General features: G+C 72.1%; 11 protein-coding genes. 7 read left to right on the top strand and 4 right to left on the bottom strand.

Going from position 1 to position 12,465, the window contains the following annotated elements; translation table 11 throughout:
* Positions 1-295 precede the first annotated feature (295 nt).
* On the top strand, positions 296-787 hold the full coding sequence (locus ACOZ38_RS40545; RefSeq protein ID WP_424536184.1) for an ATP-binding protein: 492 nt from the start codon (positions 296-298) through the stop codon (positions 785-787).
* Between the two features lie 473 nt (positions 788-1,260).
* Here the strand turns inward: ACOZ38_RS40545 and ACOZ38_RS40540 are convergent, their stop codons facing one another.
* Entirely contained in the window at positions 1,261-1,827 is a 567-nt protein-coding gene (locus ACOZ38_RS40540; protein WP_424536183.1) for a biotin transporter BioY, read from the bottom strand.
* 161 nt (positions 1,828-1,988) lie between these two features.
* On the opposite strand from ACOZ38_RS40540, the gene ACOZ38_RS40535 reads away from it, so the two are divergent.
* Positions 1,989-2,927, top strand: coding sequence for an HpcH/HpaI aldolase/citrate lyase family protein (locus ACOZ38_RS40535; RefSeq protein ID WP_424536182.1), 939 nt, complete (start codon positions 1,989-1,991; stop codon positions 2,925-2,927).
* Positions 2,928-3,021: 94 nt separating this feature from the next.
* Here the strand turns inward: ACOZ38_RS40535 and ACOZ38_RS40530 are convergent, their stop codons facing one another.
* On the bottom strand, positions 3,022-3,579 hold the full coding sequence (locus ACOZ38_RS40530; protein ID WP_424536181.1) for a DUF6529 family protein: 558 nt from the start codon (positions 3,577-3,579) through the stop codon (positions 3,022-3,024).
* 90 nt (positions 3,580-3,669) lie between these two features.
* Complete coding sequence (locus ACOZ38_RS40525; protein WP_424536180.1) at positions 3,670-4,362, bottom strand: hypothetical protein; 693 nt, start codon at positions 4,360-4,362, stop codon at positions 3,670-3,672.
* A 560-nt stretch (positions 4,363-4,922) separates the two neighbouring features.
* On the opposite strand from ACOZ38_RS40525, the gene ACOZ38_RS40520 reads away from it, so the two are divergent.
* Complete coding sequence (locus ACOZ38_RS40520) at positions 4,923-5,747, top strand: lysostaphin resistance A-like protein (protein WP_424536179.1); 825 nt, start codon at positions 4,923-4,925, stop codon at positions 5,745-5,747.
* A gap of 374 nt (positions 5,748-6,121) precedes the next feature.
* Positions 6,122-9,157: a hypothetical protein gene (locus ACOZ38_RS40515; RefSeq protein ID WP_424536178.1), complete on the top strand. Its 3,036-nt coding sequence runs from the start codon at positions 6,122-6,124 to the stop codon at positions 9,155-9,157.
* Here ACOZ38_RS40515 and ACOZ38_RS40510 read toward each other — a convergent pair.
* Positions 9,147-9,554 (bottom strand): NUDIX hydrolase, encoded by a 408-nt coding sequence (locus ACOZ38_RS40510; RefSeq protein WP_424536177.1) that lies wholly within the window; start codon positions 9,552-9,554, stop codon positions 9,147-9,149. The genes ACOZ38_RS40515 and ACOZ38_RS40510 overlap by 11 nt on opposite strands.
* A gap of 27 nt (positions 9,555-9,581) precedes the next feature.
* Here ACOZ38_RS40510 and ACOZ38_RS40505 point away from each other — a divergent pair, with 27 nt between their 5' ends.
* From ACOZ38_RS40505 to ACOZ38_RS40495, 3 genes are all read left to right on the top strand, one after another.
* A complete protein-coding gene (locus tag ACOZ38_RS40505; RefSeq protein ID WP_424536176.1) occupies positions 9,582-10,262 on the top strand; it encodes a DUF6758 family protein in 681 nt (226 codons plus the stop codon).
* A 113-nt stretch (positions 10,263-10,375) separates the two neighbouring features.
* Positions 10,376-11,089, top strand: a complete 714-nt coding sequence (locus ACOZ38_RS40500; protein WP_424536175.1) for an MBL fold metallo-hydrolase — start codon at positions 10,376-10,378, stop codon at positions 11,087-11,089.
* Between the two features lie 211 nt (positions 11,090-11,300).
* A complete protein-coding gene (locus tag ACOZ38_RS40495; RefSeq protein WP_424536174.1) occupies positions 11,301-12,347 on the top strand; it encodes a RecB family exonuclease in 1,047 nt (348 codons plus the stop codon).
* Positions 12,348-12,465: the final 118 nt, after the last annotated feature.

Here is a 12,465-nt window from a genome sequence, read left to right as displayed (position 1 = left end):
GCGGGTGCGGGCGGAGGACTGGGATGTCTCCCAGCGTGCACTGGCTGAGCAGGTAGATCGGATGGAGCCCGGCTGGTTCGTCTGGTACGGCCTGGGCAGCCGTCACTTTCACGCCATCGCCACATGGATGACCCCCGAGCCCCTACGCGTGGATGCCCGCACCGTGGAAGAACTCCGTGAGCTGATGCGCGAGGCCGAGTCCACGATGCTCCCTCGCCGTCGAGTCGGCTCAAGCAGACCTTCAGGCTCCAGCCATCCGCCCGTACTCCCTACTCGCTCTCCCCGAGGAGCTCCAATGATCGAAACGCCGGACGGGCTACGTAGCGTCGCCTGGGATCTCCCTCACGACCTGGCTGCGGTCAGCCGGGTACGGAGCATGGTGAAGGAGATGCTGCTCCATTGGGGAGTGGCTGACCTGGTCGACGATGTCGTGCTCGTGGTCGGGGAATTGCTCGGGAACGCCATCTCCTACGGTGCTCCGCCGATCCGGCTGTCGTTGTGGGCGACCACCGGAGAGCTCTTCGTACGGGTCACCGACCACGGCCCGGGACGGCCCTGTCAGCTGGATCTGGGTCTGGACTCGATCCACGGCCGAGGACTGCCCATCGTCGCGGCCCTGGCCGGTGACTACGGTGTCATCCCTCTGGACGGCGCCCCAGGCAAGACCGTGTGGGCCAGATGGAGGTTCGCTGGTGCGCCGCCGGAACCGGCCGACAGCGTGCCTGAGGCGTCGATCCCCAAGCCGCGCGCAGCCTGCGATGAGGTAGCACCGACAGAACCCGGCTGAAACGGGATGCCGCAGGGTGGCAGGGCGCCCGCACTCCCCTGAAACGGCTCGGGTTCCTGGTGGTGCGGGACCCTCTCCCCAGTTGGGATACCGGTATTGCCGATCATGCTTGCCGCACGTCGGAACCGATCTTGCGCGGACGGGGATGGGGGGTGGATTCGCCCGCCCGTCGGGCGGTTGGGTGGTGATCCGTGTGTTGCCCACCCAAGTGTTGACCTCACTGGATGCCGGAGATGAGGCCGCAGGGGTCCAGGAAGTGGCGGGTTCCCCTTCCGGCTCACCGGTGGAGGCCACGATGTGGGTGGGCAGCACACGATCACCCGTCAATTGGGTGACGGGTGGGCACGAATGGTTATGGATCGCGCCTCAAGCGTCGCTGAGCAGGGGCGGTCGCTACCAGATGGTCCGATCGGCGGCCATGCACAAGGGCGCCCCGGGCCAGACTCGCCGGGGGGCGCCCAGAGTGGCGTGGCTCAGCGGCCGGCGAGTTTCCAGGCGGCGGGGAGCAGTCCGGCGGCGGCGAGCACCTTGAGGCCGTCCCCGATGAGGAACGGCACGACACCCGCGGACAGGGCGGCGGGCAGGTCGAGGCCCATCGCCACCATGAGCCAGGGCAGGCCGACGGCGTAGATGAGCAGGGTGCCAAGGGTCATGGTCACGATGGTGCGCAGCGGGGTGCGGTCGCCACCCCTGCTCGCGAGCGCCCCCACGACCGAGGCGGCGAGGATGAAGCCGACGACGTATCCGAGGGTGGCGTTGCCGCCCGACGGCGCGAACCACGGCACGCCGAGCTGCCCGATCGCGAGATAGAGCGCCATGCCGAGGAAGGCCCTCGGCAGGCCGAGCGCGGCACCGGTGAGCAGGACGGCGAAGGTCTGCAGCGTGAACGGCACGGGCGTGCCGGGAAGCGGGATGCTGACCTGCGCGGCCAGCCCGGTCAGACCAGCGGCCCCCACGACCAGCGCGACGTCGCGGACGAGCTTTCCGGGAATGAGGTCGGACAGTACGGCGGGCCGAACCGCTATGGACGCGTCAGTCATTGGCCATCTCTCCCTTGCGGAATCCCCCTACGGAGGCTTGAGGTCCATTGTCAGGACAGAGTGGAGTAAATCCCTACGAGATCCGTGCCAAGAACCAGGGGTGGCCTTTGTGACGCCCCCACAGGCCGGTGGCGGCGGGCCGGGCCACTACCGTGGGGCGTATGCGCTCCCGTCGTTCCTGTCTCGCGGTGCCCGGCAGCAACCCCCGTTTCCTCGACAAGGCGCAGGGGCTCCCCGCCGACGAGGTCTTCCTCGACCTGGAGGACTCGGTCGCCCCGCAGGCCAAGGAGCAGGCCAGGAAGAACATCGTGGCGGCGTTGCGCACGGGCGACTGGACGGCAGGGACGAAAGGCGTGCGGGTGAACGACCTGTCGACCCCGTGGACCTACCGCGACGTGATCGAGGTAGTCGAGGGAGCCGGCGACGCGCTCGACTGCCTGATGCTGCCCAAGGTCGAGGACGCCGTCCAGGTGGCCTGGCTCGACCTGCTGCTCACCCAGATCGAGAAGGCGAACGGGCTTCCGGTCGGCCGCATCGGCATCGAGGCGCAGATCGAGAGCGCCCGGGGCCTGGTCAACGTCGACGCCATCGCCGCCGCGTCGCCGCGGCTGGAGACGCTGATCTTCGGCCCGGCCGACTTCATGGCCTCGATCAACATGCGGACGCTGGTCGTCGGGCAGCAGCCCCCCGGGTACACCGAGGGTGACGCCTACCACTACGTGCTCATGCGCATCCTCATGGCGGCCAGGACCTACGACCTCCAGGCGATCGACGGGCCGTACCTGCAGATCAAGGATCTCGACGGGTTCGCCAAGGTGGCGCGCAGGTCGGCGGCGCTCGGCTTCGACGGCAAGTGGGTGCTCCACCCGACGCAGATCGAGGCGGCCAACGAGGTGTTCTCGCCGGCTCAGGAGGACTACGACCACGCCGAGCTGATTCTGGACGCCTATGAGCACGCCACGACGGTCGACAGGCGGGGTGCGGTGATGCTGGGCGACGAGATGATCGACGAGGCCTCGCGCAAGATGGCGTTGGTCGTCGCCGCCAAGGGACGGGCGGCCGGGCTCAAGCGCACGAAGACCTTCGCCCCGCCCACCTGACCGGGTACGCCCGCCTCAGAACGCCTGACCGGGAAGGCCCGCACCAAGAGCGTCCGATCCAGAACATCCGCCTGACCCGGGGCCGTGTAAAGACCTACAACGTGACGCCGAACGTCGTGAAGAACCAGTAGGACGACGTCAGCCAGAGGCCGGTGAGCGCTGTGAAGGCCAGCCCGCCGAGGATGGGCAGCGTCCAGCCGGGCAGGTCGCGCTTGGGGAGCGAGAGCATCTTGGCGACGAACACGCCGTAGAAGAACGTGCCGAGCAGCGAATGGATCAGCACGCGCGGGGTGTCGAACTGGGCGCCGAGCGCGTACAGGCAGTGGAAGGCCACCGGCACCGACAGCAGGAACGCCCCGCGCCCGGACCACCGGTGCAGCGTGCCGGTCCACGACGGCGCCCGTACGCCGGGAAGCCTGCCGTACATGGCCAGCGCGGAGACCAGCTGGACGATCGCGAGCACGAACGTTCCGGTGGCGAGCCACGACTTCATGGCCTGGGCGCCGGAGAAACCCGACAGGCCCACCGCGTACCCGGTGGGCGTGTGTGCCCGGCCGTACACGCCGAGGGCGACGGCCACGAAGCCGCCGACGAGGAGCGGGACGAGGTAGGGCGCGAAGGTCTGCCTCCGCGCGGGCTGGGTGATGGTCATGGCTGGAGTTCCCTCTCAGAGATCGTCGATGAAGGCTCAAGAGATCGTCGCTAAGGCTCAGATGAAGACTCAAAGGACGTCGATGAAGGCTCAGAGGTCGTCGATGAAGGCGTCGGTGTCCTCGGGCCGCAGCTCGGTCCCGTCGACGTTCACGGGGGAGCCTGGGGTGAGCTTCGGAGCCGGGTACGGGGAGTCGTCGACATTCACGAGGCCGATCTGACGCCCGCCCGGCAGGACGATCCAGCCGCCGACGACCTTGGCGCCGCGGACGACGGCGGTCGCGCGGTACAGGCCCGAGGGCTTCTTGACGAGCGGGGCCGTGAAGCGCCACTTCACCTTGCCGACCTGGAGCCTGCCCCGCGCCCTGCCGTCGCCGAGCGCGGCGGTGATCAGCGAGCCCTTCCCCGTGAGCGTGACGGTGTTGTCCTCGGCGGTGCCCTTGAGCCAGGACTCGACGCGCCCGTCGCAGAAGTAGGCGACCGCCTTGCCGTTCTTGATCGAGAGCGCGACCAGCCCGCCGTTGCCCTGTGCCACGCCCGCGTAGTCGGCGCGCTTCGGAGTCGGGTCGGTGGCCTCGTCGGCCTGGGCCGTGCCGGTGGGCTCGGGGGTCACCGAGGTGGTGGCCCCGGCGGCCGGTGGGCTGGAGGCGGCCGCCGTGTCGGCTGTGCCGGCGATGGCGGCGGCGTCGACGGTGGAGGGCGCGGTCCCGACGCTCATAGCGCCCAGCGCGACGGCGACGACCGCTCCCGCGGCTAGCGTGTGAAAGGGCCCTGGCCGTTTCATGTTCTGCTCCTGGATAAGCCTGGATAGCCGGGATAAGCCTAGTAAGTCCGACGAGCCCGCAGATGGGCCCGGACGAGAGCGGATGAGCGCGGATGAGTGGATCCGTGCTTGCAGGCTGGGCCCTTCCAAGGCGGGCGTCTATGAAGAAAGACGCACAACGGCATCCAGCCGCGAGACGTCCCGGCCAGGTGAGGAGAATGGCGGGTATGCACGATCCGTCGCAGGCGCACCAGCCACAGCCCGAGCCGGGGCCTTCGGGGTTCGGGCATCCGCCACAGGCCCACCAGCCACAGCCCGAGCCGGGGCCTTCCGGATTCGGACATCCAATACGGGCGCACCAGCCGCAGCCGGAGCCTGGGTCTTCCGGGTTCGGGCATCCGTCACGGGCGCACCAGCCGCAGCCGGGGTTCGGGCATCCGCCGGCGGCTCGCCCGTACTATCCGGGCCCCCAGCCCTGGCAGGCGCCGCCGGCTCCGAAGCCGTGGGTCGTGCCGCCTCCGCCCGGCACGCGGTACGACCACCTGGCGCGCACGTCTCTGCATCACTGGTGGCGTCCCATCGTGGGAACCGCCGGCATCGCCGGGGCGTTCGTGGGCGTCGGACTGTTCGTGATCTTTCTTGGCATGATCGTCGCGGGGCTCCTCGGTATCCCGGTGGTGATGCGGGGCGACAGGCTCTTCGGGAACCCGGTGTTCGAGCTGGCGGTGCTGCTGCTGTCGATCGCGGCGGTCCTGCCGTTCGTGTTCGCCACCGCGTGGCTGGTCCAGCGCCGCCCGCCCGGCACCCTCTCGTCCGTGCTGGGACGGCTGCGCTGGGGGTGGCTGCTGACCTGCCTGGGAGTGGCCTTCGTGGCGCTCCTGCTGGGCCAGGCCGCCATGGTCGCGACGTACGCCGTAACAGGGGAGAAGCTCGGGAACCTCTTCGGCTGGGTCGGATGGCAGAGGTTCCTGCCCGGCCTGGTGGTGATCCTGCTGCTGGTGCCCTTCCAGGCCGCGGCGGAGGAGTACATCTTCCGCGGTTGGGTGCTGCAGGCCTTCGGCGCCTACTTCACGACCCCCTGGCCCGGCATCCTGCTGGGCGCCGCCGCGTTCACTTCGCTGCACGCCTACACCGACTGGGGCATCATCGACGTCTTCACCTTCGGCGCCCTGATGGGCTGGCTCGCCGTCCGTACGGGCGGCCTGGAGGCGCCGATCGGGCTGCATGTGATCAACAACGTGGTGAGCTTCCTGCCGGCCGCCGCCTCGGGCGACCTTGGGGACGCCCTGAAACAGGGGGCGGTGCCGTGGCAGGCTCTCTCCGGGACCGTCGTGCAGTTGGGTTTCTTCGTCATTGTGGTCGCGATAATCGCCCAGAAGCGGGCAATTCAGACGGTCTCTAGATAAATCTGACTAGAGAGGTCTCGCCAGAAGGGGCCTCGGCATGTTGCCCTGGAAGGTGTGCGGGCCGGCAGTCGGTCCCAGGGAGGTGCGCGCTGGCGGCGAGGGCGAAAGCGACCACCATCCCACCCAGTTATGTGATCACTGGGCATGGGTTGGGTATCGGTACGATCGCGAGTGATCTGTTGTCGATGCAATGGATGAGCTGGAGTTCGGTGGAACGGTCCCGAATCACGGCCTTCAGACTGGGTTAGGCTGCCTACGAGGAGGTGCTGAGCGTGGCCTCGGGCCCCCACGACCCGCGCTCGTCATGGTGGTCGGCCGGCGATGGCGCCGACCACGGAAGCACGTCACGCCCCAACGGGTCCCACCAGGCCCACATGCCACCTCCGACGCTCCACCACTCCCCGCCCGATCCCTCGGACACCCGCTCCCGGAGCCTCCCCCTGGACTCACCGTGGGCCCTTCCGCCCTTCGGGGCGCCCACCCCCGACGAGGGCTCCTCCACCCCTGAAGACCCCGCTGCGGAGCCGCCGAGGCAGCCCTCGGCCGGGCGCCACCCCTACGCGCGGCCGTACGGCGGCGCGGGCGCCGAGCCCCGGCACAGCGCGGGCCACGTGTCCCCCGGGGAACCGGGTGAGGCGTACCCCGGATGGGTGCCGGAAGCGCCCCCGGAGGAGCCCGACGAGCCCGCCTGGCCCCCGCGCCGGCTGGTGAACCGTCCCGACAAGCTCGTCGCCTCAGGACCGCCGCGCACGCCCTCGCGGGCCCACACGCCACCGGCGCCCGAGTGGGACAGGCCGGGGATCAGGGTGGAGCCCAGCATCCCCGCCGAGCCCGAGGCCGCTCCGGAGACCGAGGACGCCCCCAGGTCCGGCATCACGCGCGAGCCCGCCGGCCCGTACGCCGAGCCCGCCGGCCCGTACGCCGAGGACGTCCCGGCGGAGGAGCGCATCGGCGGGCCCCCCGGAGGACGTCCCGCCCGCCCCAGCCGTCCCGACATCCTCGTGGCGTCCGGTCCGGCACGCCCGCGCGGCGGTGGCCGCGGCCGTCACCACCGCGACCAGGCGGACCCGAGACCACCGCGCCGGCCCCGCACGCCACGGCGCAGGCCCGGGCGCGGCCTGCTGACCCCGATCCTCGTGGTCGTCGTGCTGCTCGCGACGGCGGGGCTCGGACTGGTGATCGTCAACTGGGTGAACTCCCCGACGAGCTCGGGCCTGCGGCTCGCGGCGGGCGACGGCGGCTCGGGCGACCAGGCGTTCGTGGCCCCGCCCGGCATCAGCGGCAACGGCTCCAGCCAGGTGCTCAACGCGGTCACCTCCGTCGGCTCGACCGTGGTCGCGGTCGGCAGTGACACGACCAGCCCGGTGCCGCGGCCGCTCTTCCTGGTCTCACCCGACGGCGGCGCGTCCTGGGAGCTCGGCAGGGTGACCGGTCCTGCCGGGTACCAGCCCGCCGGGTCGGCGGGCCGCGTCGCCGGCGGCGCGGGTCGCTGGCTCGCGGCCGGCACCGAGGCGCCGGGCTCGGCGGGCGCCTCCGCCCGGGGCATGTGGACCAGCGCCGACGGGCGCTCCTGGACGGCGGTCGACCCCTCCCGGCTCTCGGTCTTCTGGAACGGCGACCGGATCACCGACCTGGCGCGGACCGCCAGCGGCTTCGTCGCCGTCGGTTCCACGACCCTCCAGGACGGCGGGTACGGCCCGGTGGCCTGGGTGTCACCGGACGGGCAGAGCTGGAGCCGCGTGGACACCGGGCAGATCGGCGCCACCGACAAGGTGCGGGCCATCCGCGCGGTGGTCGCCAAGGGGGACGCCGTCGTGGCGCTGGCCGACCCGGGCAAGGGCGACACGACCTCGGTCATCCTGCGCTCCCCGGACGGCGGCCGCACCTGGCTCCGTACGGCCGCGGCCCTGCCCGGCGTGCGGCCGGAGCCCGGCGCGCTCGCGGTGGCCGCCAAGGGGTTCCTGCTGGTGCCGACCCTGCAGAAGTCCAACGCCGGAGAGGTCCGCGTCTACTGCTCCGACCTCGGAGACGCGTGGAGCCAGTGCGGGGTGATCGGCGGGCTCGGGCGCGAGGCGACCGGCGTGCGGGGTCTCGCCACCTCCGCCGCCGGGGTCGCGGCGGTCGCCGAGTCGGGCTGGGAGCGCTACGGCGTCTTCACCAGCACCGACGGCAAGAACTGGACAGAGAGCACCGACCTCGGGCAGATCCCCGGCACGCTGCGCGGGCTCGCCGTCACCGACGCGGGCATGCTCGTCGCCGCCGGTGACCAGCGGGCCGGCGGCCTGGACAACCTGCCGGTGCTGATGACGGCGGCCAAGGGCAAGCCGGCCGCGCCGGTGCCGCTGGACGAGATCAGCGGGCTCACCCGCTCGGCCCGCGAGACCACGGCCCTGGTCGCGGCGGGCAACTCCTTCGTCGCGGTCGGCTCGGTCAAGGGGGACGCCGGCATCTGGACCAGCGCCACCGGCCAGAACTGGAAGGCCGTGACCTCGCCCGCGCTCGGCGGGGCGGGCAGGCAGGCGCTCAACGACGTGGCGCACGGCCCCCACGGGTGGCTCGCCGTGGGCAGCACCACGGCCGACTCGGCGTTCGTCAGGCCGCTGCTCGCCACCTCGACGGACGGGCGGTCCTGGCGTCACGCGCCCGAGTCGCCCGCGCTCGGGGCCTCCGGGCGGTACGCCGTGGTCCCGCGCGTGGTCGCGGCCGGTCCCAAGGGATATGTGCTGGCGGGCGACGACAGCGGCCCCGATGGTGTGGTGGCCGCGCTGTGGTTCTCCGCCGACCTGCGCCGCTACTCGCGCTCGGCGCCGCAGAGCCTCCCGGCGGGCGGCGCCGACGTGCGCATCGAGGACGTCGTCGTGACCCCGGACGGGTTCCTCGCGGTCGGCGGGTCGGGGACGGCGGGCCGTACGTCGGGCGTGGTGTGGGTCTCGCGCGACGGGCTGAACTGGACGGCGCGCAAGCGCGTGATCCCCGAGGGGGCGCGCTCGGCGAGCCTGCGCAGGGTGCTCCTCCAGGACCACGAGGTCGTGGCGGTGGGCAGCGCGACCAACGACAAGGGCGTCGACCAGCCGTTCGCGGCGGTCTCCGGAGACGACGGGGTCACCTGGCAGTACTCCTGGCTCCCGGCCGACGACGCGGCCACCGTGCTGGACATGACGTCCTCGGACTCCGGCCTGGTCGCCGTGGGGTCGTACGGGCCGCCCGCGACCGCCGACAGCACGGTCTGGACGTCCCCGGACGGCCGCGACTGGCAGCGCCACACCCTCACGGGGGACGGCATGGCGGGCGACGGCGCCCAGTGGCTCGGCGCGATCGCCGTGATCGAGGACAGAGTGGTCGCACTCGGCCGCTCCACCACCTACACCTCCGACCATCTCACCCTGTGGCGGACGTCCTTCAGCCGCTGACCCCGGCGGGAAGGACGTGCCACGCGATCAGCGTGTCGAGGAGGCCGGAGGTGAGCGGGAGCCGCGCGAGATCGGCGGGGGCGAACCACCCCACGCCGGCCGCGTCGTCGCCCGGCCGGGGCGTGCCGGCCCTGGCCGAGGCGAAGTAGTCGTGGATCTCGTACAGGACGCCGCCCGGGCCTGGCCGCTCGACGGTGCCGGCGAGCCCGCCGACCGACACCGGCAGGCCGGTCTCCTCCAGAAGCTCACGCGCCAGGGCGCCGGCGTCCGACTCGCCGGGCTCGACCCGGCCGCCCGGGAGCGACCACAGGCCCTCGCCCGGCGGGTGGCCGCGCCTGACCAGCAGCAGCCGCCCGGCGCCGTCGAGGACGATCGCTCCCACGCATCTCACGCGCATAGGCCAAGATTACGCCGGGATAACGGGATGCCCCTTGACTTTCGCGCGTTGACGGAAGCACCGTGGATAACTGTGAGAGCCGCTCCCACCTGCCCTCGGTGTTTCGGCACGCTACGCCCACCTAGCGCATGGTCAAGCGCCTGGCGTTGCGGCGTGCACGGCACCGTCCCGCCCTTCCAGTCGAGACGCCCGTCCGAGGAGGCGCTCGACGTGGTCCGCAAGGGTTCGCGCGTCCCCTTCTGGTTGCCGTGGCCGTTGCCGACGGGGTGGCTGGTGACCGGGTTCGGGGATGCCGGAGAGGAGCTCACCGGCACCCATGCTGGAGTGGTGGCCCTGTCCGGGCCGGCGGTCACCCACGGGCCCGCCGACCTCCTCATCGTGGCGGAGGAGCCCGGCATCGGGCTCGGGGCGGCCTTCGCGGGGCTGGACGGCCCCGATCCCGGCCCGGGGTTCGACCTCGGCCCGCCCAACGCCAAGGTCGACACCCTCGGGCACCCGACGGCGCTCTGGCTGGTGGAGGGCCCGTCCGACCGCGTCGCGTACGTCGGCGAGGCCATGGGCAACTGGCTGTGGATCATCGGCTGGCCGGCCGAGGCCGGGTGCCTCGTCGAGCTCGCCCAGCTCGCCCTGCGCGACCTGAGGGAGCAGGACCAGGACCTCGATCTGCCCTACGGCGCCTTCTCGCCGCGTCTGGGAGCCGAGCCGTAGGCCTGGGGCGCCGTCCGGCGTGACCGCGGAACCGGCACACGGCGTGAGGTTCTTCGTCAATGTCATCCGTTTGCTTATCGAGACCGGTTCAAGTGTTCGGTAAGGTCGTGGCCGTGACAGCGCGTATCGAGCGAGTGGTGACCGAGGGCGTCGTGGACATCGACGGCGCCGAATACAAGGTCGAGAACAACACGTGGATCGTGGGCGACGATGAGGAGGTCATCGTTATCGACCCCGCGCGCGACGCGGAGACGATCCTTTCCAGCGTGGGTGAGCGCGAGGTGCTCGCGGTCATCTGCACCCACGGCCTGCCCGACCACGTCGGCGGGGCCATCGAGGTGGCGGCGCGCGACGAGGCGGTCGTCGCCCTCAACCGCAAGGACCGCCAGCTCTGGCGTGACACCTGGCAGGAGACCTACCCCGACATCGACATGGAGGACGAGGGCATCTTCGGCGTCGCCGACGTCGAGCTGGAGGTCATCGCCACGCCCGGCATCACCCCGGGCGGCGTCTCGCTGTACGTCGAGGCGCTGGGCGCGGTCTTCACCGGCAAGACGCTCCTGGCCGACGGGCCGGGCAAGCTCGGCGGTGAGTATCCCGCGCTTGCCGACCAGCTCACGGCGATCGGCGAGCGGCTCTTCACCCTCCCGGCCGACACCAGGGTGCTTCCCGCCCACGGCGAGGAGACCACGATCGGCGGGCAGGAGCCGCACTTCGACGACTGGCTCGCCGGGTCGCTCACCGGTGCGGGCCCGGCCGCCGCCACCGAGGGTCCGCTCTCCGACGGCACGCGTGCCTCGGGCATCAAGCTCAACCTCGACGAGTGATCCGAGGCCGAGCCCGTCGTCTCCGGCGCCGGGCTCGCCCGGCGTGCTCGACTACCGAACGCCGGGCTCGCTCGGCGTGCTCGGCTACCGAACGCCGGGCTCGCTCGGCGTGGCCGGCTACCGAACGCCGGGCTCGCTCGGCGTGGCCGGCTGACGATCTGCTGCCTTGGCGGGCGGCCTGTGCCTTCCGGGGCGAAGGGAGAGGCTGACCGTGGGGCAAGCAGAGGGGCAGCTCGGTCTCGAAGGCATGCCCAGGCGGCTCTATTCGTGCACGCCGTCGCGGCTGAACGCCTGGCTCGACTGCCCTCGGCGCTACCGTTTCACCTATCTCGACCGCCCGGCCCCGCCCAAGGGCCCGCCGTGGGCGCACAACAGCGTCGGCGCGTCGGTCCACAACGCGCTGGCCGGATGGTGGCGCGAGCCGTACGAGCGCAGGACCCCCGCGATGGCGGGCATCCTGCTCACCAAGGGATGGATCACCGAGGGCTTCCGCGACCAGGAGCAGTCCACGGTGTGGCGCGACCGCGCGCGGGCCATGGTCTCGGGCTACACCAGCACCCTCGACCCCTCGGACGAGCCGGTCGGCGTCGAGCGCACCGTCGCCACCCGCACGTCCGTGATCGCGGTCTCAGGGCGCATCGACCGGCTCGACCGGCGCGGCGACGAGCTGGTGGTGGTCGACTACAAGACCGGCAGGCGTCCCCTCACCGAGGACGACGCCCGCTCCTCCCTCGCGCTGGCGATCTACGCCGTGGCGTCCTCGCGCGTGATGCACCGGGCGTGCCGCAAGGTGGAGCTCCACCACGTCCCCACGGGCTCCATCGTCGAGTGGGAGCACACCGACGAGTCCCTCCGCCGCCACATCGGCCGCGCGGAGGAGATCGCGATGGAGGCCTCGGAGGCCGACGAGCTCTACCGCGCCTGGCGCGCGGACTCGGCCCCGCCGCGCAACGCCTCCCGCCCGGCGGCCTCCCGCACGGCGGCCTCCCGCACGGCGGCCTCCGGCGCGGCGGCCTCCGGCGCGGCGGCCTCCGGCGCGGCGGCCTCCGGCGCGGCGGCCTCCGGCGCGGCGGGTGGGGGTTCTCGTACGGCCGCGGCCGGTGCCGGGCCCGCGCCCGTGCCGCCGGAGATCGACGCGAGCTTCCCCCCGAACACCGGCCCGATCTGCTCGTGGTGCGACTACCGCAGGCACTGCCCCGAGGGTCAGGCCGCGGGCACCTCACACCAGCCCTGGGACGGCCTCGCGGACTCGTCCTGACCCCTTCCGGGACTTCAGGCGGTGGCGAGGCCGGTGGTGGCCAGGGTCAGGAGGCGGTCGACCCTGCCCTCCTGGGTGGAGTGCCGGCTCGCCCAGGCGACGCCCGCCGCCGGCGACG

The sequence above is a fragment of the Sphaerisporangium viridialbum genome (assembly GCF_049674955.1).
GTDB lineage: Bacteria > Actinomycetota > Actinomycetes > Streptosporangiales > Streptosporangiaceae > Sphaerisporangium > Sphaerisporangium viridialbum.
The sequence above is the reverse complement of the archived record's forward strand: the minus strand, read 5'-3'. Positions and strand labels throughout refer to the sequence as shown.

Bases quoted from the DNA above. Each gene is read 5' to 3' on its own strand.
- ACOZ38_RS40545 (WP_424536184.1), top strand. From the start codon at position 296: ATGATCGAAACGCCGGACGGGCTACGTAGCGTCGCCTGGGATCTCCCT.
- ACOZ38_RS40530 (WP_424536181.1), bottom strand. From the start codon at position 3,579: ATGACCATCACCCAGCCCGCGCGGAGGCAGACCTTCGCGCCCTACCTC.
- ACOZ38_RS40540 (WP_424536183.1), bottom strand. From the start codon at position 1,827: ATGACTGACGCGTCCATAGCGGTTCGGCCCGCCGTACTGTCCGACCTC.
- ACOZ38_RS40515 (WP_424536178.1), top strand. From the start codon at position 6,122: ATGCCACCTCCGACGCTCCACCACTCCCCGCCCGATCCCTCGGACACC.
- ACOZ38_RS40505 (WP_424536176.1), top strand. From the start codon at position 9,582: ATGCCCCTTGACTTTCGCGCGTTGACGGAAGCACCGTGGATAACTGTG.
- ACOZ38_RS40525 (WP_424536180.1), bottom strand. From the start codon at position 4,362: ATGAAACGGCCAGGGCCCTTTCACACGCTAGCCGCGGGAGCGGTCGTC.
- ACOZ38_RS40535 (WP_424536182.1), top strand. From the start codon at position 1,989: ATGCGCTCCCGTCGTTCCTGTCTCGCGGTGCCCGGCAGCAACCCCCGT.
- ACOZ38_RS40510 (WP_424536177.1), bottom strand. From the start codon at position 9,554: ATGCGCGTGAGATGCGTGGGAGCGATCGTCCTCGACGGCGCCGGGCGG.